This window comes from Brevibacillus sp. SKDU10 (assembly GCF_001645205.1).
Classification (GTDB): domain Bacteria; phylum Bacillota; class Bacilli; order Brevibacillales; family Brevibacillaceae; genus Brevibacillus_B; species Brevibacillus_B halotolerans.
In genome coordinates this window covers 46657-71028 of sequence record NZ_LSSO01000135.1, presented here as the reverse complement: position 1 = coordinate 71028, position 24372 = coordinate 46657, and the positions used below count along the sequence as shown (strand labels likewise).

Annotated in this window: 19 protein-coding genes; 6 read left to right on the top strand and 13 right to left on the bottom strand. The window is 41.9% G+C overall.

The window, feature by feature from the left end:
* Nucleotides 1-39 precede the first annotated feature (39 nt).
* Together acnA and rsgA are read left to right on the top strand one after the other, a co-directional pair.
* Nucleotides 40-2757, top strand: a complete 2718-nt coding sequence (gene acnA, locus AYJ08_RS08115) for an aconitate hydratase AcnA (RefSeq protein WP_064017293.1) — start codon at nucleotides 40-42, stop codon at nucleotides 2755-2757.
* Between the two features lie 364 nt (nucleotides 2758-3121).
* Nucleotides 3122-4186, top strand: coding sequence for a ribosome small subunit-dependent GTPase A (gene rsgA / locus AYJ08_RS08105; protein ID WP_064017291.1), 1065 nt, complete (start codon nucleotides 3122-3124; stop codon nucleotides 4184-4186).
* Nucleotides 4187-4255: 69 nt separating this feature from the next.
* On the opposite strand, the gene AYJ08_RS08100 is transcribed toward rsgA, so the two are convergent.
* The 3 genes from AYJ08_RS08100 to AYJ08_RS08090 form a co-directional block, all read right to left on the bottom strand.
* On the bottom strand, nucleotides 4256-4999 hold the full coding sequence (locus AYJ08_RS08100; protein ID WP_064017290.1) for an IclR family transcriptional regulator: 744 nt from the start codon (nucleotides 4997-4999) through the stop codon (nucleotides 4256-4258).
* 168 nt (nucleotides 5000-5167) lie between these two features.
* A complete protein-coding gene (locus tag AYJ08_RS08095) occupies nucleotides 5168-5572 on the bottom strand; it encodes a hypothetical protein (RefSeq protein ID WP_064017289.1) in 405 nt (134 codons plus the stop codon).
* A gap of 41 nt (nucleotides 5573-5613) precedes the next feature.
* Nucleotides 5614-8850 (bottom strand): DNA translocase FtsK, encoded by a 3237-nt coding sequence (locus tag AYJ08_RS08090; protein WP_064017288.1) that lies wholly within the window; start codon nucleotides 8848-8850, stop codon nucleotides 5614-5616.
* A gap of 329 nt (nucleotides 8851-9179) precedes the next feature.
* Here AYJ08_RS08090 and AYJ08_RS08085 point away from each other — a divergent pair, with 329 nt between their 5' ends.
* Nucleotides 9180-10532 (top strand): hypothetical protein, encoded by a 1353-nt coding sequence (locus AYJ08_RS08085; RefSeq protein WP_064017287.1) that lies wholly within the window; start codon nucleotides 9180-9182, stop codon nucleotides 10530-10532.
* Nucleotides 10533-10588: 56 nt separating this feature from the next.
* Here the strand turns inward: AYJ08_RS08085 and AYJ08_RS08080 are convergent, their stop codons facing one another.
* The 6 genes from AYJ08_RS08080 to lepB form a co-directional block, all read right to left on the bottom strand.
* The gene (locus AYJ08_RS08080) at nucleotides 10589-11197 is read right to left on the bottom strand and encodes an HD domain-containing protein (protein ID WP_064017286.1); all 609 of its coding nucleotides are present in this window, start codon (nucleotides 11195-11197) and stop codon (nucleotides 10589-10591) included.
* Between the two features lie 184 nt (nucleotides 11198-11381).
* Nucleotides 11382-12125 carry a UMP kinase gene (pyrH, locus tag AYJ08_RS08075; RefSeq protein ID WP_064017285.1) on the bottom strand — a complete coding sequence of 248 codons (744 nt, stop codon included), beginning with the start codon at nucleotides 12123-12125 and terminating at the stop codon, nucleotides 11382-11384.
* An 88-nt stretch (nucleotides 12126-12213) separates the two neighbouring features.
* Nucleotides 12214-12996 carry an inositol monophosphatase family protein gene (locus AYJ08_RS08070; protein WP_064017284.1) on the bottom strand — a complete coding sequence of 261 codons (783 nt, stop codon included), beginning with the start codon at nucleotides 12994-12996 and terminating at the stop codon, nucleotides 12214-12216.
* 74 nt (nucleotides 12997-13070) lie between these two features.
* Nucleotides 13071-13553 (bottom strand): PaaI family thioesterase, encoded by a 483-nt coding sequence (locus tag AYJ08_RS08065; RefSeq protein WP_064017283.1) that lies wholly within the window; start codon nucleotides 13551-13553, stop codon nucleotides 13071-13073.
* A 225-nt stretch (nucleotides 13554-13778) separates the two neighbouring features.
* Nucleotides 13779-14732, bottom strand: a complete 954-nt coding sequence (locus tag AYJ08_RS08060; protein ID WP_064017282.1) for a DMT family transporter — start codon at nucleotides 14730-14732, stop codon at nucleotides 13779-13781.
* A gap of 308 nt (nucleotides 14733-15040) precedes the next feature.
* Nucleotides 15041-15559: a signal peptidase I gene (gene lepB, locus AYJ08_RS08050; protein ID WP_064017280.1), complete on the bottom strand. Its 519-nt coding sequence runs from the start codon at nucleotides 15557-15559 to the stop codon at nucleotides 15041-15043.
* Nucleotides 15560-15785: 226 nt separating this feature from the next.
* Here lepB and ilvD point away from each other — a divergent pair, with 226 nt between their 5' ends.
* The 3 genes from ilvD (at nucleotide 15786) to AYJ08_RS08035 (ending at nucleotide 19106) form a co-directional block, all read left to right on the top strand.
* Complete coding sequence (gene ilvD, locus AYJ08_RS08045) at nucleotides 15786-17459, top strand: dihydroxy-acid dehydratase (protein ID WP_064017279.1); 1674 nt, start codon at nucleotides 15786-15788, stop codon at nucleotides 17457-17459.
* 150 nt (nucleotides 17460-17609) lie between these two features.
* Nucleotides 17610-18266 (top strand): tRNA (guanosine(46)-N7)-methyltransferase TrmB, encoded by a 657-nt coding sequence (gene trmB, locus AYJ08_RS08040; protein ID WP_064017278.1) that lies wholly within the window; start codon nucleotides 17610-17612, stop codon nucleotides 18264-18266.
* A 507-nt stretch (nucleotides 18267-18773) separates the two neighbouring features.
* Nucleotides 18774-19106 carry a hypothetical protein gene (locus AYJ08_RS08035; protein WP_031413080.1) on the top strand — a complete coding sequence of 111 codons (333 nt, stop codon included), beginning with the start codon at nucleotides 18774-18776 and terminating at the stop codon, nucleotides 19104-19106.
* 169 nt (nucleotides 19107-19275) lie between these two features.
* Here the strand turns inward: AYJ08_RS08035 and AYJ08_RS08030 are convergent, their stop codons facing one another.
* The 4 genes from AYJ08_RS08030 to AYJ08_RS08015 form a co-directional block, all read right to left on the bottom strand.
* Entirely contained in the window at nucleotides 19276-19623 is a 348-nt protein-coding gene (locus tag AYJ08_RS08030; RefSeq protein WP_003334785.1) for a hypothetical protein, read from the bottom strand.
* A 269-nt stretch (nucleotides 19624-19892) separates the two neighbouring features.
* Nucleotides 19893-22415, bottom strand: coding sequence for a transglycosylase domain-containing protein (locus AYJ08_RS08025; protein WP_064017277.1), 2523 nt, complete (start codon nucleotides 22413-22415; stop codon nucleotides 19893-19895).
* Nucleotides 22416-22504: 89 nt separating this feature from the next.
* Nucleotides 22505-23101, bottom strand: coding sequence for a DUF4269 domain-containing protein (locus AYJ08_RS08020; RefSeq protein ID WP_064017276.1), 597 nt, complete (start codon nucleotides 23099-23101; stop codon nucleotides 22505-22507).
* A 167-nt stretch (nucleotides 23102-23268) separates the two neighbouring features.
* On the bottom strand, nucleotides 23269-24165 hold the full coding sequence (locus AYJ08_RS08015) for an EamA family transporter (RefSeq protein WP_064017275.1): 897 nt from the start codon (nucleotides 24163-24165) through the stop codon (nucleotides 23269-23271).
* Nucleotides 24166-24372: the final 207 nt, after the last annotated feature.

Here is a 24372-nt window from a genome sequence, read left to right as displayed (position 1 = left end):
GTAACAGTTGAATTTATTTGCTCGAAGGGGGTTATTCTTTTGGCTTTTCAAGATGAGTACAAAGTAAAATCGTCCATGCAAGTAGGTGACAAAACCTATAAGTACTATCGTTTGCAAGGTTTGGAAGAGCAAGGAATCGGTGAGGTATCTAAATTACCTTTCTCCATTAAAATCTTGTTGGAAGCAGCTGTTCGCCAATTTGATAATCGTGCAATAACTAAGGAGCATGTTACATCTCTCGCAAACTGGACGAAGGGCCGCGACAGTAATCAAGAGGTTCCGCTAATGCCTGCCCGTATCGTTCTTCAAGACTTTACCGGTGTACCTGCGGTTGTAGACTTGGCTGCTATGCGAGTGGCAATGAAGAATAACGGCGGAGATCCGCGTCGTATCAACCCACTTGTCCCAGTGGATTTGGTAATTGACCACTCCGTTATGGTTGACTCATTCGGTTCAGCTAATTCTTTGGCAACGAACATGGATTTAGAATTTGAACGCAATGAGGAGCGTTATCGCTTCCTGCGTTGGGCCCAAACAGCATTTGATAATTTCCGTGTCGTGCCACCAGCTACAGGGATCGTTCATCAGGTTAATCTTGAGTACTTAGCATCTGTAGTGGCTAATCGTGAAGTGAATGGTGAAACATTTGCTTATCCAGATTCCTTGGTAGGAACGGATTCCCATACTACCATGATCAATGGATTAGGCGTGCTTGGCTGGGGTGTCGGTGGTATCGAGGCAGAAGCTGGTATGCTTGGACAACCGCTTTACTTCGTTACTCCTGAGGTCGTTGGCTTTAAATTGACTGGTACTTTAAAAGAAGGATCTACCGCAACTGATCTAGCTCTTACCATCACACAAATGCTTCGTAAAAAAGGCGTTGTAGGCAAGTTCGTTGAATTCTACGGTTCTGGTCTATCTAATATTTCTCTTGCTGACCGTGCAACCGTTGCCAATATGGCTCCAGAGTACGGTGCAACAATGGGCTTCTTCCCGGTGGATCACCTGACACTAGACTATATGCGTCAAACAGGTCGCAGTGAAGAGCTAATCAATCTAGTTGAAACCTATACCAAAGCTCAGGGCTTGTTCCGCACAGATGACACAGAAGAGCCTGTATATTCTGAAACGCTCTCCCTTGACTTATCTACAGTAGTACCAAGCCTTGCAGGACCAAAACGTCCACAAGATCGCATTGAACTTACTAGTATGAAAGAATCCTTTAACTCCAGCATCCGCACTCCAATTGAAAAAGGCGGGTTTGGACTAAGTGAAGAGAAAATCAACGCTTCTGCTAACGTTACCTATGAAAATGGGGAAAAAGCTGAGCTGAAAACAGGTTCCGTGGTGATTGCTGCAATTACTTCCTGTACAAATACGTCTAACCCTAGCGTAATGCTGGCCGCAGGGATCGTAGCGAAAAAAGCGGTAGAACGCGGATTAACCAAACCTGCTTTCGTTAAGAGCTCCTTGGCACCAGGTTCTCGCGTAGCGGCTCAATACTTAGAAGATGCAGGACTAATCGATTCTTTAAATAAAATTGGCTTTAATATTGTAGGCTTTGGCTGTACGACTTGCATCGGTAACTCCGGTCCATTGCCTGCAGAGACCAGTCAGGCTATTGCTGACAATGATCTGACAGTAGCGGCTGTACTATCTGGTAACCGTAACTTCGAGGGCCGTATCCATGCGCAGGTAAAAGCGAACTACTTAGCATCACCTCCATTGGTTATCGCCTACGCATTAGCCGGTACAGTAAATATCGATTTAACTACAGAGCCTATCGGTATTGGTAACGATGGTAAGCCTGTATATCTAAAGGATATCTGGCCAACTCCATCTGAACTGGATGAAGCAATGAAAAAAGCGACGAATCCAGACTTGTTCCGTGCTGAATATGAGCATGTATTTACAGCAAATGAACGCTGGAACAAAATTGATGCTCCAACTGGAGATCTGTATGAGTGGGATGGCAAGTCTACCTACATTCAAGAACCACCATTCTTTAAAAATCTGGAAAAAGAAGTTGGTCATATTGGAGAAATCAAAGGCGCTAACGTCCTAGCACTCCTTGGTGATTCCGTAACAACCGACCACATCTCTCCAGCCGGTAACATCACACCTACTAGCCCTGCTGGTGTTTATCTGCAAGCAAACGGTGTAGAACGAAAGGACTTCAACTCCTATGGTGCTCGTCGTGGGTCTCATGACGTCATGATGCGTGGTACGTTTGCCAATATCCGTATTCGTAACCAAGTGGCTCCGGGTACTGAAGGTGGAGTAACGAAGTATCTTCCTACCGATGAAGTGATGTCAATCTATGATGCATCTATGAAGTATCAAGCTGACAACAAAAACCTAGTAGTTATTGCTGGAAAGGAATACGGTACTGGCAGTTCCCGTGACTGGGCGGCAAAAGGTACATTCCTATTAGGTGTCAAAGCCGTTATTGCTGAGAGCTTTGAGCGTATTCACCGCTCTAACCTGGTAGGTATGGGCGTACTTCCGCTTCAATTCCTGGAAGGTACTAACTGGCATACACTAGGATTAACAGGACGCGAAACCTTCGATATTCATGGCCTCAGTGACCATGTTCAACCAAGCCAGATCTTGAAGGTTGTAGGTACTCGCGAAGATGGCTCTACATTTGAATTCGAAACCATCGCTCGTCTAGATAGCACAGTTGATATCGACTACTATCGAAATGGTGGTATCCTTCAAACAGTTCTTCGCCAATTATTTGACGAAAGCAAATAATACTTGAGAGTTGTTAAATCCCCTGCTGATAAGCGGGGGATTTTTTTATACAAAGGTTTCATGAAAAAAGGGTGCAAAATCAATTTTTTACTGCTTCATGCCACGGAGTAAAAAAGCTCCAGTAACTTTCTGAAAAAAGGCATAGCTTCCTTTTTCCTTTATAAGAAAAATGTAGTAAACTGTTGTTGGAAACAAACTGCTTTTACCAGAAAGGAGATGTGTACTATGAGAAATAGCATTGTCAAAAATCAAATTGTTGGTGGGGATCGCAGAGAATCCTGTTAACATGGGCATATTTCCTAAAACCGGATTCTTCTGTGGTCATGTCTAAAGCTTTATACATGATTAGAGGAGGAGTCCTACTTTGGATCTCAAAACATTAGGCTGGAATCAATACTTTGAACAACATTTTGCAGCATATTCTGATCCTACATGTATTGTAGGCCGAGTTACCTTAGAGCATAAACGTATCTATCGCGTCATGACTGAAGGCGGCGAGCTACTGGCTGAAATTAGCGGAAAAATGCGGTATCAGGCTTTTGATCGAGAAGATTATCCAGCAATAGGCGATTGGGTCGTCATGCAGCCTCGCTGGGAAGAGCAAAAAGCTACGATTCATGCTATTTTACCACGGCAAAGTAAGTTTTCACGTAAAGCGGCTGGCAATGCTCTCGAAGAACAAATCGTTGCAGCCAACGTAAATACTGTATTTTTAGTTAATGCTCTTAATTTAGATTTTAATCTTCGTCGTATTGAGCGTTATCTGCTGGTCACATGGGAATCTGGCGCTAATCCTGTTATTGTGCTTAGCAAAGCTGATTTATGTGAGGATATTGAAAGCAAGATCGCTGAAGTGGAATCGGTAGCATTGGGAGTACCGATTTATGCGATTAGCACTACCGCTCATCAGGGATTGGAGCAGCTTCTCCCCTATGTTCAAACTGGGCAGACCGTTGCCTTACTTGGATCATCTGGGGTTGGAAAATCCTCACTAGTCAATGCATTAAGCAATCAACAGCTTCAGGTTGTACAGGAAGTCCGCAGCGGTGATGATCGAGGAAAGCATACGACCACCCATCGCGAGTTATTCTTGTTGCCATCTGGAGGCCTAATGATTGATACTCCTGGAATGCGCGAGCTCCAGCTTTGGGATTCCAATGAAGGCTTAGCAGATACCTTTAAAGATATAGAGGAACTGGCAGAACGCTGTCGCTTCTACGATTGCAGGCATACAACTGAACCAGGATGCGCTATTAAAGCTGCATTGGAGGATGGAACGCTCACAGACAAGCGCTATCAAAACTATGTAAAGCTACAGCGTGAGCTAGCCTTTCTAGCACGTAAAGAGAACAGACAGGCACAAGCGGCAGAAAAGAATCGCTGGAAACAAATAAACAAATCGATGCGCGATGCTCCTAAAAAGCGATAATCCTGTACTTTTTCTGTCTCCAACTAATAAGAAAGACTCGAGCTAATAATACTCGAGTCTTTTTTATGCCTACATAAGCATTTTCCCCATCCGAAAGGCTGCATGCATGATGGGAGCAGCAATTTCCTTCATCTTCTCTTCCGTTAATCGGCTTGATGGGCCAGAAACAGATAGAGCAGCAAATACCTTTCCCTGTTTGTCATAAATGGGGGCAGACACCGCTGCCGCTCCTACCTCCCGTTCTTCACTACTGGTGGCAAATCCGACTTGCTTAATCTGTTTTAGCTGTTCTTGATATTGATGCTTCTCTACCGAATCAGGCCAATTCGGAGACGTCAATAGTTCTTGCAGCAGCCTTTGATCTGCAAAAGCCACCAGTACCTTACTGGAAGCTCCTACCGCCAATGACATTTTAGCCCCCACGGGAGCCACTCTTCTAATCGGTTGATTGCTTTGCACTGCCTGAATGCGAATGCGCTCAAGCCCGTCTATGACATACAGGCTCACCGTTTCTCCTAATAGGTCGCGCAATTTTTCCATCTCTGGCAATAAAATGACGGCCGGATCATCCTCCCGGGTCAAATTAGCTGATAACTCCCACACGCGAAATCCCAAACGGTACTTTTCAGTTTGAACGTTGCGTTGTAAAAATCCCTTGCTTTCAAGTGCGGCCAACAACCGATGTACAGTACTTTTATGCAAACCAATCCGAGCAGCGATTTCACTTAATCCTAATTCCGTTGCATCCGTAAAACAAAGAAGGACATCTAAAGCCCTTTCTACGCTACGAACGGTTGTCTTGGGTTCTTCCATGACTATTCCCTTCCTTCTCACGGTCGTTCCACCTAGTGAAACCATGTTCTATTTTTATTAAGTATAACTGATTTATTGGCCGCTGTAACTATTTTTCCCTTCCAAAAAAACAGTGATCCCTTCCTTGGAAGCAGATCACTGTTGGATACCTTTGAAGCATTCTCTTGTTTACTGTACCTCGATGGTTACACCTGGATTGTAGCGTTTGAGGTAATGAAATATTTGCTGTCTTTGTAAAACCTCATACTCAGTTAGCATGTTGTGCTGCGTTAGATATTCAGATAGAGCTTTTGTTCCTTTTTCCATGCGTCTCATAGCGGCATCGGGAGTTGTCAGCATGGCCGGCACCAGCAGTTGATAGTACCAGATTCCCTTCGCTTCCTCCGATACATCTACCGAAAGCTCGATATCAAGATCTTCAAAAGCAAACAGTGTGTTAAATCGTTCAGCGGTTGTCACGTCTTGAGTTGTAGGAATCGAGATACGCCATACAGAAAGATAGTACTCTTCATTAAATAGCGCCAGTTGGTCGTTAACAAGCTGGTACGACTTTTGATCATGATTCACTTCCATTTCACAACCTCCTAATAGTTGGCCGCTTTTTTTATGAACCACTAAAATAAATTACTTCCTTCCCCTAACGCTTGGGCATCCTCTGCCGTAATTAGCACTGTACGGGGCTTCCCTCCATTTTGTCCTGCAACGTAACCGCTAGCCTCCATCATTTCAATTAAACGGGCGGCACGATTGTATCCGATACGGAATCTGCGCTGTAAGCTTGATGCCGATGCCTGCCCTTGTTCGGCTACAAAAACAAGTGCTTCATGGAATAGTGGGTCATCTCCCATCTCAATGGATGAGACCTGAGCCTCTAATTCTTCCCTAGTAAAAATATATTCTGGCTTGCGTTGTTTCTTGATTACAGATGTCACTGCATCAATTTCGTCATCATTGACATAATTTCCTTGTAAACGAATCGGAGCCGCTCCGCTTTCTAAAAAGAGCATGTCCCCTCTTCCAAGTAATCTTTCTGCTCCACTTTGATCCAAAATCGTCCGGGAATCAATTTGCGAGAACACAGCAAACGCAAGACGTGTAGGAACGTTAGCCTTGATATTCCCAGTGATGATATCTACAGATGGTCGCTGCGTAGCAAGCAATAAATGAATACCGCAAGCTCGCGCCTTTTGAGCAATACGGATGATACAGTCCTCAACGTCCTGCGGAGAGACCATCATCAAATCGGCTAGCTCATCTATAATAATGACAATATACGGTAATTCATCATCTGTCGTTTGGTTGTAGCGTTCAATATCCCGAACACCAGCCTCAACAAACAGAGCATACCGTTTTTCCATCTCTTCTACAGCCCATTTAAGAGACGCTGTTGCTTGTTTAGCATCTGTAACAACAGGAGTAACCAAATGCGGTAGATTATTATAGGGGGCCAATTCCACCATTTTCGGGTCAATCAGCAACAATCGTACTTGTTCTGGTGTGGACTTAAATAGCAAACTAATAATAATCGAATTGATACAAACACTTTTCCCTGATCCAGTAGCCCCTGCCACCAAACCGTGTGGCATTTTTTTAATATCAGCTACGATCGGCTCTCCACCAATATCCATTCCAAGCGCTATAGCAAGAGGTGAAGGATGGTTCTTGAATTTCTCTGAATCCAGTATACGGCGGATAAAGACCGGCTCGCTTTTGTTATTTGGAACCTCTATGCCGACCGCATTTCGTCCAGGAATAGGAGCTTCAATCCGAATATCCTTAGCAGCCAAATTTAATTTAATATCATCCGAAAGACCAGTAATTTTATTGACTTTAACCCCAGGTGCCGGTTGTAACTCAAAGCGTGTTACTGACGGACCTTTGACTATATTCACTATATTTGCATTTACGTTGAAGTTACTTAGCGTTTCCTCTAGTAGATTCTTTTGCTCCAATGTATGTTCGTAATCATCCTCGGTTAAAGCCTCAGTAGGAGTTAATAGCGAGGTCGACGGAAATTCATACATTGGTGGTTCTTCGGGTAAATCTTCTCTAGATGTCAGCTTTTCCGAATGATTTTGAGAAGCATTAGGCGATATCTGTAGGGATGCTTCTCCTACTAGCTCGGACTCTGTTGGTTGCGCTGCTGGAAAAACAGGCTCTTCTGGTTGAACAGAAGATATCGCTGTTGTCTTCGGCTCCTCCACTGTTTGTACCTGTTCTACTCGGTCTATATGGGCCTCATCAATGGTACTATCCTCTTTTGCTGCTACATAGGAAAAGGGAATAGGTAAGACTGGTTGCTTTTCCTCTACCGTTTTCTCCTCATCCGAGATGGAAAGGTTGTGTACATGCTCCTGTTTGAGCACTATATCCCCGGCATGGACTTCCCCACTCGTTTCATTTCGAACGGAAACAATATTTTTTAGCTCCTGTTGCTCAAAATCTACTAGCCCGCTAGAAACTGCTGGCGTATCCGGCTGCTCATAGGCCGCTATTTCTGGTTTAACTGCCTCTGGTACTTCTGATTCAGCTTGTTCCACTGTCTCTGGTTCAACAGCCTCTGACACTTCTGGTTCTGCTTGTTCCAATATCTCTGGTTCAACAGCCTCTGACATTTCCGGTTCTGCTTGCTCAAAAACTGCCTCTGGCTTAACGGCTTCTGGCACTTCTGGTTCTGCTTGTTCCACTGTCTCTGGTTCAACAGCCTCTGACAGTTCCGGTTCTGCTTGTTCCAATATCTCTGGTTCAACAGCCTCTGACATTACCGGTTCTGCTTGCTCAAAAACTGCCTCTGGCTTAACGGCTTCTGGCACTTCTGGTTCTGCTTGTTCCAATATCTCTGGTTCAACAGCCTCTGACACTTCTGGTTCTGCTTGCTCAAAAACTGCCTCAGGTTTACTAATTTCTGCTGCTTCCAGTTCTGTACGATATACTTTCTCTTGTACGCTTAGCTCAGACGTTTTACCTTGCCTTGCTGCTTGCAATCGTTGAGCTGCCAAAGCAGCAGCCTGTTCTCTTAAAGAATCGACTTCTGGCTTTTCATGCTCCTCATGTTCTGCTTCCCGAACCGGTTCATCCACCGTTACAATCACAATCTGCCCGTCCTCGTTAATTCGGGCTTGTCGAATCTGTTCCTTTTTAACCGTGTTATCCCCTTCTTTAATTTTCCCATAGATCGGTGAGAACAGCTCTGTAGGTGCAAAAGGCTTTTTAAAGCTGTTCGGCTCAGATTGATTGTAACTATCCCCTGAGGTTGAGCTAGGCATATGCTCTTCCTGATAAGCAGCATGAGAGGAATGTCTACTGTAGCGTGAATCGGATTCCTTTTGTCCTCGTTGAGCGTAGCTATCTGTCACAGGCTGTTCTAAAGAACCCGCTTTCCATCTCTGCCGGCCTTCTGATTCCGACGCAATTCGTTCCTGTTGTGTAAAAGCATAATCTGTATTGTTCCTGCTTTCTCTGGAATCCCACAGCCCCTGCTCACTTTGACTCTGATTGCGCTGATACTGGGATGGTATCTTATCGGAAGCAATATCAGTTAAACGCCTTTTCGTTTTCCTCTGCTTTTCAAACTCACTGTCCGGCACTACAGGAAATCGGAAGAATCGGGGACGCGTTCTTTCCATGAACTCGTTTAACTCCTGCTCGTTATGATTCCGTGGGTAAATATTTTTGGTGCGTGCCCTCGTAGAAGAAGTCTGCCTCGGTTGACGGCTAACAAATTCTATCGGTTGCTCTTCATCTATAGGAACGTGTTTAGCTTCCCGATTATCATCCTGCTCATGTACTTCTACCTCTACTTCCATCATTTCTTGCCAAAATTTCTTTAGACGTTCAAACAAACTAGCCATCTCTACTAGTCCTCTCTTCCTCTGTTAATTTAGAAAAGCTGGCTTTTCTGTCTTTTTCACTGTGTCACTGGCTGCTTTTCCCGATAAACTTCAGAGAAGCGATATTGAGGAATTTACTTTTACTCCTCGTCCTTCTGCTTCCTATTGTTGCACAGAAGGGTACGTCATCCATTTTATCACGAAAAGTGCAAACAGAGGCGTCAATTCAATTTTTTGAACAAAATTCGAAACCATCTGCATTCTCATGCGTATAACCTTTTGAAGGAAATTATTTTACAACCTAGAATATTCATCCATGACTACCCAATTTGAAAAGAGGTGCTTTTTTGATGAAAAAAACAACTGTAGGGGCTGCTGTATTGGCATCATCTGTTTTAGTAATGACAGGATGCTCAACCGATGGGACACTACTTCGAGATGCAACCGTAAATAGTATGGAAAAAGGAAGCTACAATCTTGCTGGTTCCTTTAAACTAACTGGGAATTTTGATGAAGTTTTGAAAAAACAAAAGGCGTTAACAGACGAACAAGTAGGAATTCTAGAAAGCATAAAAGAAGGCATTTCGTTTGAAGGCGTGAAAGGCGACACTGCAAGTTCTAAACTAACAATGTCTCTAAACAACGATAAAGCTTTACGCGACCACAAAGTATGGGAAGGTAAAGACAAAGCATCGATTGAAATGATCGTAGATAAACAAGATATCTATGTGAAATCCCCTATCGATAAGAAATATTTGAAATATGCACAAGATATGCAATTAGCTGAAACAAATAACGTAGATCCGGAGCTTGTGAAAAAATTCAGCGAAGATGTAAACAACCTTTCAATGAAATTCGCTAACAGATATATCAAGGGCTTCGACTTTAAAGGCTCCTCTGTACAAAACAAAGGCGAAGAAACAGTTAAATTACCAAACGGTGAGGAATTAAAAGCAACCCACCTGATCATTGAGCTAGATACGAAAAACCTGATTGAACTTGCTTACTACATTGCAAAAGATGCAACAGTTAATCCAGAGGTTCGCTCTTTTGCTATTGATTTGACCACAATGGCTACCAAGTTCTCAGATAAAGCTATTGAAGCGAAGAAAACTCTTCTAAAAGACGAAGAGTATCGTAAAAATGCCACTGATCAAGTGGACTTAATGATCGCTGCTGCAAAAGTAGGCATTGCTGATTTTGAAAAAGAAAACAGCCCTGAAAAACTAGTAGAGCTAGCTAAAACAGAAGGCGGTCTACAAAACCTGAAGCTGAAATTAGACTACTGGATCGATAAGGATAAATTGCCAGTACGTTCTACTGTAACAATTGATGTTACTATGAAAGATCCAAATGCTACAGCGAAAGATGCAACTCCAATTACATTTGGCTTCATTGGCGATAGCTACCAATGGAACTTTGGCAAAGCAACACCATTCGTAGTTCCTAGCAAAAACGACGTGGTTAATTTCGCTGATCTAGCTAAAGATAAAGAAGCCATCAAAAACTTTGATGAAAAAGGCTTCTTCCATAAGCTCATTAAAGAAGTACAAGCACAACAAGAAGAAATGAAAGCATTTGAAGCTGAAATGGAAGCCCTGGAAGCAAAAGAAAAAGCGGCTGAAGCAAAAGACAAAGCTGCTGAAGCTAAACCAAAAGCTCCTGAGGCAAAACCAAAAGCTCCTGAAACAAAAACAAAATAAGCATCTGATGTAAGAAAAGACCGTAGAGCGATTCCTCTACGGTCTTTCTTGATCTATTACGCTAGTAGATACCCCTTTTCTACCGCACTGTTAATCAGCTCTTCAGCATATGTCCAAAGTGATTCAGACCCCTCCTGAATTGGTTGCTTCACTCGCTTAATCACCTGATCCCTTGTAATATGATTGGTTTTCCAGGTGGCCCCTTCCGTGTAATAATTAAACAACAAGGGTTGAAACCGATCGAGAGCAACAGCAAATCGGGCCTCCGGAGTAATCCTTTGTTCAAATTCTTCCCATAAGCCCTTAAACTCTACCTCCTGATCGTTAGGTAATAAGGCATAGATTCGATCAGCAGCAGCCCTCTCTCGTGCCTCTTTGTCAAGATACCCCCGATCATCGTACACATATGTATCTCCCGCATCAATCTCTACAATATCATGCAATAACAGCATTTTTATCACTCGTAGCAAATCTACCTCTGTACCACTAGCATGCTCTTGCAAAACCGTTGCTAACATCGCTACATGCCATGAATGCTCAGCATCATTTTCACGCCTAGAGCCATTCAAAAGTAAGGTCTGTCGGTAGATATGCTTCATTTGATCAATTTCTCTTAAAAATTGGAGCTGCTGTTCAATTCGTACTCCTGTTTGATTCAAATTCATGTTATTCTCCCCTCTACCTTTTCTGGTTGTAAGCGCTGTATTTTTTGCAGATGATTCAAAGTTTTCTTACTTATAATAAATAACCGATTCATTATAAGTGAGTGTAGGAAAACCTCCCGCTATGTACAGGAGGTTCTTCTTTCCTTTATAAAGAAAGATTCGGCAAAAAGCCCGTCTTTCCTTTTTAATGAGATGAAAGTACAGTACCAACCTGATCCGAAACCAGTGTTCCTAGATTCTCACCTTCACAAATCCGCTTCATGACATGCTTCTTATCAAAATTAAAAACATGGATAGGCAGAGTATAATCACGCGCCAAAATGATGGCAGATTGATCCATTACCTTCAATCCCTGACGAATCACATCATCATAGGAAAGCGATTCATACAGCTTTGTTTTTGCCAAAATGCGCGGGTCTCCATTGAGTACACCATCTACCCCATGCTTGGCAACAAGGATAGCATCAGCTTCCATTTCTAAAGCACGCTGTACGGCAGGATAATCTGTTGTAACATAAGGCTGACCATTTCCGCCAGCAAAGATAATGACATGTCCTTTCTCTAAATGATGCAACGCTCGCAGACGAATATATGGCTCGGCAACTGAATTAATTGGATTAGCAGTCATCACGCGTACCTCATGATCCGTTCTGTTGTTCAACACACCTCTGAGCATAAGACTGTTAATAACAGTTGCCATCGTTCCGATATTATCCGCTTCCACACGGCCAATCCCCCATTCATTGGCCATATTCCCTCTAAAAATATTGCCTCCACCAATGACGATAGCTACCTCCACGCCTAACCGTAACAATGCCTCTACTTCATCCGCAATGTGTGTCAGCCTATCTGGATCAAAACCAAATCCTTTGTCTCCAGCTACAGCACCACCACTTAATTTGACCAGTACACGCTTATATCTTGGCATAGCTCTCCCCCTTAATTTGTGGAAGAATTCCTTCCGTATTGTAATCAGAAATTAGGGGTTTTGGCAATCTTTTCAAGAAAAAAAACAGCTAACAATAATCTCGCATCATATTGCATAGCTCATCTTGCAGCGCTCCCCCACTCACAATCATGCTAACCAGTAATTCGGGATGATAAGCTTCATATGTAAATGCTTCTGCACACCAACCAGTCATTTTCGCCCCTGCCTCTTGTGCAATTAAGACGCCAGCCGCCACATCCATCATGTTGGTTTTTTCCATTACAATGTAATCAAGCCAGCCATTTGCCAGCAAACAAAAATCTAGCGCAGGAGAATAATTTCTCATTAAACGTTTCGTGTGTAGGAACAAATCTCTAGTGGTCTCTATTTCTTGCTCTTTTGTCAATGCCTCTCTGCCTCGCACGTAAGAACCTGTCGCACGGGCGAGTGCATTTTTATTACTGACACGCATAGGGGTGCCATTTAAATAGGCTCCTTTGCCCTTCTCTGCCCAAAATAATTGGTCGGCTACCGGATTGTATACCACTCCTACTAGCAGCTCTCCACGGTGCTCTAGCGCAATCGAAACAGAGAAATAAGGATGTCCCACAAAGAAATTATTGGTTCCGTCCATTGGATCAATCACCCATAAGTACTCGTCACCTCGACTAATCATACCGATTTCTTCAGAGTAAATAGAATGATCGGGAAAGTGGCGGTGAATTACTTCAATAATGCGGCTTTCACTCTCTCTATCTTCTACTAGCTTGACATCATTGTGCGATTCCAATTCAGGGAACAATTGTTGTGAAAAACGTTGCTTTAAATAAGCTCCCGCTGTAAGTGCTGCCTCTTTTGCAATTTCTAGCATGGCTAATTCTCCTCACTCTGTATCTGTTCATCTTCAAATCTATATCTTTATTCAAGACTTTCTATTTGGATAAGCTAGATTCTTCCTCGGTCAATGATGACAAAGGTTCCAGTCCCATGTGCAATTAGCCGATCCTGATCGTCATAGACAGCCCCCTCCATTACGGCCATTAGTCCACCTCGATGAATCAATTTAGCAACTGACTTTAGCTTCTGACCTTTACCAGGACGTAGATAACGTATTTGCAAATCGCTCGTAACAGCAGCCTTTCCCTCTTCAGCCATTACCTTATTGATCAAAGACCCCATCGTATTATCGATTAATGTGGCCGTAACACCACCATGCACAATCTTGAGGGAGTTATGCATATATGGAGTGATCGGAACTTCAAATTGATAGGTTCTTTCATCAATAAAGGCTCCTTGTAATCCTAAGAAACCAGATAGATAGGCACTATTTCGCTCACGCTTCTGCTTAATTGCTTGTAGGGCTAAACGAAGAATTTCACGTTCTTCATCGGTGCCCTCCGTCATAATTTGTTGCCACTCCTCCTGCATCTAATAAAGCCCCCTTTACTATCCTGACATATTGGTATAGGCAATGACCTTCTACGATCATACAAAAAAAGCAGTAGAAACAAAAGCAGGCATATCCAAATGTGGTATTCCTATCCCTGAATAGAAAAACAGGCAATCTCTGTTCCGAAAATGCCTCGGATCAAGACCGCCTATCTGAGATAGCTAGAGTATAGTTTGTAATTTAATTCCTTTATTCATACAAGGTTATAATTTTAACTCCTGCACCTGCGGATTCGTGCTTGAAATCGAGGCAAGACTTTTTTTTGGACGCGAGGACCAATAGACACCCAATAGCACAAGCACCCCGCCTACTATTTGAGACAAGAGCAATTCCTCTCTTAAAAACAATACAGCAAATAAGGTAGCAAAAACCGGCACTACATTCATAAACGGTGAAGCTTTTGTTGGTCCTAAAAAGTGGACTGACTTCGTCCAGCAAAAGAAAGCAATTACCGACGAGAAGATACCTAAGTAAGCAATTGACCATAGATTTTCCCAGAGGAATAACTGAACAGGGCGATAGCTTAGCTCCAGCATCATCAACGGCACTGTAGTAATTACACCTGCAAAGACAACCAAAGTAAAGCCGATCAACCCCGGTAGCTTGTCTGCTGTTTTACGAAGCATAACCGAATAAATGGCCATCAGAACATTACTTAAAATCAATACGATATCGCCATTATTTAATCGAATTTCAGCAAAGGTTCCAATGTGTCCTTTGCTGACGATCCACAAAACTCCCAGCAACGATAAAAGAATACCAATTACTTGGTTGCTAGTAATTCTCTCATGCAGCATAAAGTAAGCAACGACAGTGATAAAGATTGGCGATAAGGATGAAAGTAAAGATGCATTGACCGTGTTGGTATGCTCCATCCCCCAATATACCAATCCCGTAAATAAAGCAATTCCCAAGAAGCCCATCACTACTACTTCTTTCCAAAACTTCAGATAAAATTGCCAATTTTCACGCAATAACTTCCATGTAAAAGGTAATAGTACGATAAGAGCAAAAGACCAACGTAAAAAACTAAGAGTAAATGGCGGGACATGATGTAAAATATTTTTGCCAATCAAGAAATTACTTCCCCATAACAAAGTTGCTAACAGGGGAATCAAATAGACGATCCGATTAGCTTTTTTACCTTGAGTACCCAATCTGATCCCCTTCCTTCCATCAAATATGTAGAACTTGTTACAATCAGATTTGTTTCGTTGTTATTGTATCACCTGGAAACACTGTTTTTAGTATATCTGAATTTTTTAAAAATTACGCGTTTATTCATTGCTTTCATACGCAAAAGCGTTTATGTATTGGGCTATTACAATGTTTATGCAGACATCAAATAAAATTAAACTGAATATATTATACAAAATGATGAATAATTATACTAAAACAATCAAAATAAAAGCCCGCGAAACCAGCTGCTGTTTCACGAGCTTTCTCTTCTGTTTCACATGTTTTTTTACATGATTCGCATATGATTAAACGGATAGTATAAAAAGATACCTTTACCTACCACTGCTTTTTTTTCAACAAATGGTGTTGGCCATAAATGTGAATCAAAACTACCGTTCCGATTATCTCCCAAAAAAAAGTAGTGGTCTGGGGGTACATGGACAGGAGCGAAATCATAATTCATCGCTTCTTTTAAGTATGGTTCCTCTATCTTTACACCGTTGCGATACAAGAAACCTTGTTTTATCTCGATGGTATCTCCTCCTTTTCCAACCAAGCGTTTAATAAACAAGTCCTTATTTCCCTGAATTGGTGGGGAAAACACAACAATATCACCATATTGAAAGTTTTCTGGATTGGATATTTTCTCAATGAAAAGACGATCATTCACTTGCAGGGTAGGAACCATAGACGTAGATGGAACATAAACAGCTTGAACCACAAACGTACGAATTGTAAAGCTCAGCACAAGAGCAATAGCTATTATGGGTAGCCACTCTCTAACTATTTTTGGTAACTTCTTCATTATAAAGATCCCTCCTCTTAAATATACGAGCAGCAGGCTGAGTCAATTTCACTCTTTGTCAATTTTTTCTTGTCCGAAATGAACAAATGTTCAGATCATTTTGCTTGTTTCATGCTTTCGTGTAGTGCTACAATAGTGAAAATACTTGGATAGGGTGTTGTCGTACGGCTTCATTCCCAATGAAATAACTCTTACGATATCTGAACCATACTGGAGGATAGGCGACATGAGACAAAGAAGCGATATGATCAAAAAAGGCTTTGACCGGGCTCCTCATCGGAGTTTACTACGAGCGGCAGGTGTACGGGACGAGGATTTCGATAAACCGTTTATTGCCATCTGCAACTCTTATATAGATATTATTCCTGGCCACGTCCATTTGCAAGAGTTTGGCAAGATAGTAAAAGAAGCCGTTCGTGAAGCAGGCGGTGTTCCTTTTGAGTTTAACACAATTGGAGTAGATGACGGAATTGCCATGGGACATATCGGGATGAGGTATTCTTTGCCAAGCCGAGAATTGATTGCTGATAGTTTAGAAACAGTGGTTTCGGCTCATTGGTTTGATGGTCTCATCTGTATTCCGAATTGTGACAAAATTACACCAGGCATGATTATGGGAGCTTTACGTGTTAATATTCCCACCATTTTTGTCACAGGTGGTCCAATGAAAGCGGGGAAAACTAGCGATGGACGCTCAATCTCCCTCTCTTCCGTTTTTGAAGGCGTAGGAGCCCATCAAGCAGGCCTGATTGATGATGATAAGCTGTTGGAATTAGAACAATATGGCTGTCCAAGCTGCGGTTCCTGTTCAGGCATGTTTACAGCTAATTCAATGAACTGCTTGGCTGAAGCATTGGGAATTGCCCTCCCAGGAAACGGCACAATTTTGGCTACCTCTCCTGAACGTCGTGAACTTGTTAAATCTACTGCAAGTGCCCTAATGCACTTAATTAAACATGATATCAAAATGCGCGATATTGTTACAAAGGATGCACTAGATGATGCCTTTGCTTTGGATATGGCGATGGGCGGGTCTACAAATACTGTTCTGCATACATTAGCGCTCGCCCATGAAGCCGGCTTTGAATATCCGATGGAAAGAATCAATCAGGTAGCTGAACGCGCACCACACCTATGCAAGTTAGCTCCTGCCTCCGATTATCATATCGAGGATTGCCACAATGCTGGCGGCGTATCGGCCATTTTACGGGAGCTAATGAAACGTGAAGGAATCCTGCATCCTGATCGCATTACTGTAACTGGTAAGACACTGCGTGAGAATGCAGCTGAAGCAACGATTTTAGATGAAGCTGTGATACATCCTCTTGATAAACCTTACAGTGAACGCGGGGGACTTGCTGTTCTGTTTGGAAATATAGCTCCAGAAGGCTCCATCATTAAAACAGGAGCCGTGGACCCTTCCATTAAAAAACATGTAGGGCCAGCTATTTGCTTCGACTCTCAAGAGGAAGCTTTAGAAGGCATCGCAAACGGAAAAATTAAAGAAGGACATGTTGTGGTTATTCGTTATGAAGGACCAAAAGGCGGACCAGGTATGCCGGAGATGCTTGCACCCACTTCTCAGATTGTCGGGATGGGGCTTGGTACTAAGGTAGCTCTCGTAACAGACGGACGTTTCTCCGGCGCTTCCCGAGGAATTAGCATTGGTCACGTTTCCCCCGAAGCAGCCGAAGCCGGACCGATTGCATTTATCCATGATGGGGATATCATCAGCATAGATATGGAAGCACGTACCATACAGCTAGAAATTTCTGACGAGGAAATGGCACAACGCAAAGAAAGCTGGGCAGGATTCGAACCAAAAGTAAAAACGGGCTATCTTGCTCGTTATTCTAAGCTAGTCACCAATGCATCAACTGGCGGCGTATTAAAAATCTAACGTTGATATCCGGACTCCCCTATGAAAAGGGAGTCTTTTTCATCTGGAACAAAAAGAATGGCAACAAAATTAACTTGAAACCAACGTCCATGCATAATAAAGTAGAAGAGTTAGACCCGATGAATTGCAAATGCTCGCAAGGAGGTTTTTATGCGTTTACGCAATATCCCTGGTGCAGAAGATATGCTGCGCCAATTTCCAACCTATGTAGATAATCCTAGTCAATATAAGGGAAAATGGTCAGACTGCTTTGGCAATAACAATCCGATTCATGTTGAGATTGGCAGTGGTAAAGGACGTTTTATTAATACATTGGCAGCTCGCTTTCCCTCAATCAACTTTATCGCAATCGAGTTAAAAGCAGAAGTGCTGTATCGCACAGCCCAACGTACGGAACAAAAGGAAATTCCTAATTTAAAATTGGTTCAATTTGATGCTTTCAAAATTACAGAACTGTTTGAGCAAGAGGAATTAGATCGGATTTACTTAAACTTTAGTGATCCTTGGCCGAAAAAACGTCACAGCAAACGCCGTCTGACGCATTTCTCCTTTTTGCGTCAATATCGAGCTGTGCTGAAACAAGATGGAGAAATTCATTTAAAAACAGATAATCAACATCTGTTTGAATTCTCTCTCAATCAATTCGCTAACGAACTGTTTCAATTACGCCATATCACATTTGATCTTCATTCATCCGAACAGGCTGCAACGAATGTGATGACTGAGTATGAAGAACGCTTTTCCAATCGCGGACAATGCATCTTCCGCGCAGAGGCTCTTTGTAAGCCAATAGCACCCACAAATTAATCATCTAAAGCTGAATAGACTAACTTCTACTTATCATTCTTATTTACCGAATAAAGTCATAAGCGAAGCAATCATTCTTTTGGAATGGTTGCTTTTTTTGTATATGATCACCATAATGTCAAAAATATTTCAAATATAAAGATATAACGATCCTATTTATCTGAAAAATAAAACAACTAACAAATTGGGAATAGTTACTTGCACTTTCTTGCACTCAAGCTGTTTCATTTTCTCAAAATTAGTGTAAAATTTCCTAAGTAAACAATAAAAATCCAAGTATTTATGTGTTAACTAGTTTTAACCAGTATATATTTCCCATTACTTACTTATAATATATGATGGATTGTATATTTTACAAAATTTTAAAATTTATTGAACAGCACTTTTTCAGCAGATAACTACTTTACAAATCAAATAAAAGGAGTAAAATAATAATTGCTGAAGGACTTTTGTGCTGACTGGTCAATACAAAAAATATATGTACTTTTGGAAGGATAGGTGGACTCTATGAAAAAACAATTAATTTTAGGCATGACTGTACTAGCCTGTGTATTCTCTGCGTCTTCTGCATTTGCTGCTGAGGAGAACGCAACAAAAAACGAAACAATGGCACCACAAACATTCTTTAACGTTCAGGTAGCACCACAAACAGTTGCACCTGCATCTGTTGTTGTACCAACTGAATTTACTAGTGACACTACAAAAGGTGAAGTAGTAAATTTCTCTATCTTTACTCCAGTATCTGCTCCTATTCAAGTAACAGATACTACAACACCAGCAACTGGTATCCAATCTGCAACAAAAGGTGAAGTTTTTAAAAGCACAGTAATTTTCGGATAATTACTTGCTGTAAAAATTCTCTCTTTTTTACCCTCTTTTTAAAAAACTGGTCATTAGCCTCCACTTGTTGGGGGCTCTTTTTTCTATATAGGTACAGTCTTACAAAAATAAAAAAACGCGCAACATCATTGCTACGCGTTTTATATATCCTTCTGTAAAGCTGTATCAGCTATTCTTCTAGCTGGCTTACCTCTTCAACTTCTCTTTCCTCTTCGGGATGCCAATGATCCAATACTTTGCCTTGAAGGACACGCCCTTCAATAAACTCGATCTGATTGGCAGAAAAACAGGTTTTCCATTCTACATGAAGCTCCTCCGCCATCTTCACTACCGTGAGTAGCTCTGACCAAGCTACATATCGCTTATACCAGAAAAATTGCGGCTGTTCATTCATATATGGATATAAATCATCAAACTCTGTATGTTTACAGTCAAGAGCCCGTTCAAAGTGAACTTTCGCGTGTTCCAGTTTTTCCTGGAAGTAAGATTGCAAATCCTTTTGAGAAAAGGTAGACACATGAATCCCTCCAGTTTTTCATTTACAGTTTCGTTGTATGAACCATTCCAAGTCATTCCGAGTTATCAACAAAACTTATATCACCATTCTAACACGCACTGCAGTCTGTGAAAATAGTCATAATCTTGTCAATCTAACTATATGAAATGGAATAGGATACCTTGCTTATGAAGAAAGGCAACCGTCCTATGCTACGGTTGCCTTTTTCAATCTTTGTTCGTTAGTTTCTATCATTCATCTTACTATAGTCTCTGTTAATTACCTGTTCCTTACTGGGAGGGATCAGTTGATTGATTAGGGTCTGGGATGTCGGCTGGTCTTTGACTGGCATTGGGATCAGCACCGTTGCCTGAAGAGCCATTTACCTGTCCATGCCCTTGTCCGTTGTCCTGATTATTTCCTCCGTTATTGCCGCTTGAATTGCTATTGCCACTGTTATCAGTGTTGCCATGGCCTTCTTGCTCAGAAGGTCCATTTGAACCGTTATTCGGAGATTGATCACCCTCGGTTGAGTTTTGGTTATCTCCGCTATTGTTCTCCTCATGCTGATTTTCACCATTTTGCAGAAGCTCTTCTAATTGTTTGGTATTTACTTCTCCAATATTAGATGGGCTTCCAGGGTTACCATTTTCATCATAAGGTACAACAAAGTATTTGTATAAGACGCCTTCCTTAACCTGATCAACAAAGGTTTTACCACTTTGCTTGGATGATATCTTTTCGGCCGACTCAGGATTATTCAAATAACGCATTACATCATAACCCGTCGTTTTTTCGTTAGCATCATCCCACATTAATAAGGCTACTGGCTGAGAGCCTTCAATGGTAAGTCGAACAGACAGAGCAGGTGGTGTGGTTGCTACTTCCTGATTCTCTTCTACCTCGTGACGTTCGCTTACTCCATTTGGTCGTTCAAAATCCAGTGGTTTTTCATTCTTTAACGCTTCCTGCATTACGATGCTAAACATACGCGCCGTCTTGCTGCTGCCATCATACATAATGTGGCCCTTATCCTCTTTTGGAAAGCCCATCCAGATGGAGCCGATATACCTAGGGTTATATCCAACAAACCAAGCATCCTTGTTTGCCTTGGAGCTTAGGGCTGATTGCGTGGTCCCCGTTTTACCTGCTACAGGCCAATTTTTCATTTTCGCACTGGTACCCGTACCGCTTTGAACAGCATTACGCAGCAATTCGTGCATTTCCCAAGCGGCATTAGGTGAAATAACTTGTGTTTCTTTTACAGGTCTAATCTCTTCTTTCCCTGTTCTGAGGTCTTTAATTTTATCAATAGCATGTGCTTCTTTTACTACACCGCCATTTGTAAATGCTGTATACGCTTGTGCCATTCGCAGTGGTGATGTTCCTTTATGCAAACCACCCAATGCAATGGATAAATTACGATCGGTCGGATCAAGCGAAATACCAAAATCCTTGATGTACTTCAAGGAATTATCAATTCCAATTTCATTTAACAACCAGACCGTAGGAACATTGAGTGACATCTGAACAGCTTTATCCATACGTATGGATTCGCTGTATTGGTTATTCCAGTTCCTTGGCTCATAGCCATTAAAGCTTTGACGTTTGTTACTTAACTGAGAGCCTGCATGCCATTTCCCCGTATCTAACGCTGGTGCAAAAACAGCTAATGGTTTAAAGGATGAACCCGGCTGATGCAGACTCAGCGCATTATTCCAGCCCTTGTGCACATAGTTCCGGCCACCTACAATGCCGGCAATACCACCGGTTTTAGCATCGAGAACTACCATTCCGGCATCGACCTGATTGGTGCTTCCATCCTTCGGGAAATTCTTAGCATTAGCAAAATTCTTCACCATTGCATCCTGTACATCGGTATTTAGCGTCGTATAGATTTGATATCCTCCGCTATATAGCTCATTTTCAGCAATGCCATAGCGTTCTTCGGCCTCATCAACTACGTAATCAAGGAATGCCTGATATGAATTGCCCTCGGTGACTTTTTTAGTAGGAAGCGGTTCTTGTTGAGCAGCCTCTTTTTCCTGCACCGTAATGATTCCTTGTTCGGCCATTAAACGAATGATCGTATCACGGCGTTCTTTCGATTTAGCCGGATTGTTAAATGGAGAATAAATGGACGGTCCCTTTGGAATCGCCGCTAACTGAGCAATTTCAGAAGTCGTTAAAGTATCCAGGTGTTCTGCCTTTTCTTTACCGAAATAATAATTAGCCGCAGCCTTAATTCCATAAGCACCATGACCTAAATAAATTTTATTTAGATACATCTCCATAATCTGATCTTTCGTGAATCTGTTCTCTAGGTTAATGGCAATACTAACCTCTTTCGTTTTTCGCCAGAACGTTTTTTCATGAGAGAGAAACACATTTTTCGCTAGCTGTTGGGTTATTGTACTTGCTCCTTCAACTGCGCTACCTGCTCGAATATCCTTCCAAATCGCTCCACCGATCCGGATCATATCTACACCATTGTGCTCAAAAAAGCGTTTATCTTCTACAGCCACAAATGCTTGCACCAACTTTTTAGGCACTTTGTCGATTGTGACGTATTCACGATCCTCTAGGACATATAATTTGGATAGCTCTTTACCGTTCACATCCATTATTTTGGTTGCTTCCAGTTTAATGTCTCTTAATTTATTTTCATCCATCTCCACCATTTTACCGCCCGCATATAAGAGAGCGAAGTAACCTCCGATGACGGATAAAATTAAAAAGACAGCAAATCCAATAATAAGCAATATCCATTTATTTACTTGTTTTTTCTTTTTTTTCTTCTTGGCTTGAGCCATATATTACCTCCAGATTTCTTTCCTCTCTCCACCTTTTTAGACGATTAAGTCAAAAAAAAGTTTCTGACCCGAAAAAATGCAGCATCTAATTAGTAACTGCCCTCGGTTCTTTTTGATGGGTGTATGAGCTTAAGCAGTTGGCTGTCTGTGCAGTCGTAAAGCTCTAGCATACGCTCATAGGGTTCATCCCCACCCAGTTGAAAATAGTGAACAAAAGCAGGCTCCGTCTTATATCCCTGTTCCTTCAAAAATTGAATATCAGCACGTGCCGAGTCCTTTGCCAAATGCAGCAGCCGTTCTTCAACAATCATATGTCGATATGCATTCTGTTGTCGTACAGGTATCGATTGACCAAAAATTTCAATGGGCCACTCTTGATAAGAGAACGATAGAACGATGGCTCTTCCTCCTCGTAGTTCATCTACAAACTCCAGTTGAAAATTTGCACAATCTCCATACGCCTTTACAGCCTGCTGTGTAAACAGATCCAGATCGGAATCATCCACCTGACAAATAATGTCGAGATCACTTGTCGCTATCTCAATTCCAAGTGGAATCGTCCCTGCCAGTACCGGATCGTAGGAAGACAGCTGTTTAAACAAATCAAGCTCCTGTAACACAATAAATGCTTGCTTTTGCCGTTTAGTGCCTGTTTGTAAATAATCTGGCTTGTCTAGATGTATCATGTATATTCACCTGCTTTCCAAAATTGAACCACAGATACAAAACAGCCACTCTACCATGATAGTATAAAGTGGCTGCTTTGCACCAAACAATTCCTGCCAAAAGAATTTCGTTTAGAGGTTCGTTTAGCTGAAGAAAAAAGCTATAGAATATATAATGTACTTCCTTTTTAATGAACAGCAGCTTTTGCCTGCCGACTCTTTTGCTTATTTAGCATCAAAGGAGGTATAGCGATTCCCAATAAAATCAGCAGAATACCACTCCATTGGAACGTGCTTACATGTTCTCCTAATACGGTTACAGAGGCAATCACTGCGGCTGGAAGTTCTGCTGCACCAAGAATCGTCCCCAATCCAGAACCAACCTTTGGTACTCCTATCGAGAAAAAAACAACGGGAATAATTATACCTAAGGAAGACAGCGCCAATCCATACATCCACAGACCCTGCCCTAAAGCTCCATCCACTAAGAAGGATGGGGAAAACACCGTAAATACAACAATCACAGCCGTTGTAACCATCGTTAAGCTTTTTGTAAACACGGGAACATCCAAGCCCAATCGACCACTAGCAAAAATATAGAGCGCAAATGTCACCGCTGATAATAACCCATATAGGATACCAGCTAACGAAAGTGATTCAAATCCACGCTCTAGTAATCCTCCTGCAAGAGCTGTTCCCATAAGCAATACAACGATGGAAAATATCTTTTCCTTGCTGGGCTTTTTCCGATCCACGATAGCTTCTAATAGGACGCCAATCCACGTAAACTGAAATAATAGGACTACCGCAATCGACGCAGGTAATTCGGCTACAGACAAATTATAAAAGATGGTGGTGCCACTTAATGCAAATCCGCCTACTATTAATTGCAAAATAGAGCGTACAGGCACACGCTTTCTATTAAACAGCAATGTCAGAAGGATCAACAGTAACCATCCAATAAAAAATTGACTTCCTACTAGCTGACTTACCTGAAAGCCTTCCTTCATGCCTAGCTTAATAATGGTCGACAAGCCTCCATAGCTACAAGCCCCTAAAAAAACCAACAGAGCATACTTAAGCATTTTTGTTGCCTTCCTTTCTCCTTACATCGATTTTTTGCAAACACAAAACCCCCCATCCAACGGATAGGGGGCGAACGAAAAAAAGAAATGCACATCTGATCATCTCTTTTGAAAATTTCGCCACTTACATGTAGTCATACAAGCAAGTTTCTCATCATTGTAATTAAAAAGTTTCTCACTTATTTTAAGAAGAGCAGAAATAAAAGT

What these genes read in the sequence shown, in the direction of transcription:
- AYJ08_RS08015 (WP_064017275.1), bottom strand. Translation starts at nt 24,165, where the DNA reads ATGCTTAAGTATGCTCTGTTGGTTTTTTTAGGGGCTTGTAGCTATGGA.
- pyrH (WP_064017285.1), bottom strand. Translation starts at nt 12,125, where the DNA reads ATGCCAAGATATAAGCGTGTACTGGTCAAATTAAGTGGTGGTGCTGTA.
- AYJ08_RS08020 (WP_064017276.1), bottom strand. Translation starts at nt 23,101, where the DNA reads ATGATACATCTAGACAAGCCAGATTATTTACAAACAGGCACTAAACGG.
- AYJ08_RS08035 (WP_031413080.1), top strand. Translation starts at nt 18,774, where the DNA reads ATGAAAAAACAATTAATTTTAGGCATGACTGTACTAGCCTGTGTATTC.
- trmB (WP_064017278.1), top strand. Translation starts at nt 17,610, where the DNA reads ATGCGTTTACGCAATATCCCTGGTGCAGAAGATATGCTGCGCCAATTT.
- AYJ08_RS08080 (WP_064017286.1), bottom strand. Translation starts at nt 11,197, where the DNA reads ATGAATTTGAATCAAACAGGAGTACGAATTGAACAGCAGCTCCAATTT.
- AYJ08_RS08070 (WP_064017284.1), bottom strand. Translation starts at nt 12,996, where the DNA reads ATGCTAGAAATTGCAAAAGAGGCAGCACTTACAGCGGGAGCTTATTTA.
- lepB (WP_064017280.1), bottom strand. Translation starts at nt 15,559, where the DNA reads ATGAAGAAGTTACCAAAAATAGTTAGAGAGTGGCTACCCATAATAGCT.
- AYJ08_RS08100 (WP_064017290.1), bottom strand. Translation starts at nt 4,999, where the DNA reads ATGGAAGAACCCAAGACAACCGTTCGTAGCGTAGAAAGGGCTTTAGAT.
- AYJ08_RS08085 (WP_064017287.1), top strand. Translation starts at nt 9,180, where the DNA reads ATGAAAAAAACAACTGTAGGGGCTGCTGTATTGGCATCATCTGTTTTA.
- ilvD (WP_064017279.1), top strand. Translation starts at nt 15,786, where the DNA reads ATGAGACAAAGAAGCGATATGATCAAAAAAGGCTTTGACCGGGCTCCT.
- AYJ08_RS08095 (WP_064017289.1), bottom strand. Translation starts at nt 5,572, where the DNA reads ATGGAAGTGAATCATGATCAAAAGTCGTACCAGCTTGTTAACGACCAA.
- AYJ08_RS08090 (WP_064017288.1), bottom strand. Translation starts at nt 8,850, where the DNA reads ATGGCTAGTTTGTTTGAACGTCTAAAGAAATTTTGGCAAGAAATGATG.
- AYJ08_RS08025 (WP_064017277.1), bottom strand. Translation starts at nt 22,415, where the DNA reads ATGGCTCAAGCCAAGAAGAAAAAAAAGAAAAAACAAGTAAATAAATGG.
- AYJ08_RS08065 (WP_064017283.1), bottom strand. Translation starts at nt 13,553, where the DNA reads ATGCAGGAGGAGTGGCAACAAATTATGACGGAGGGCACCGATGAAGAA.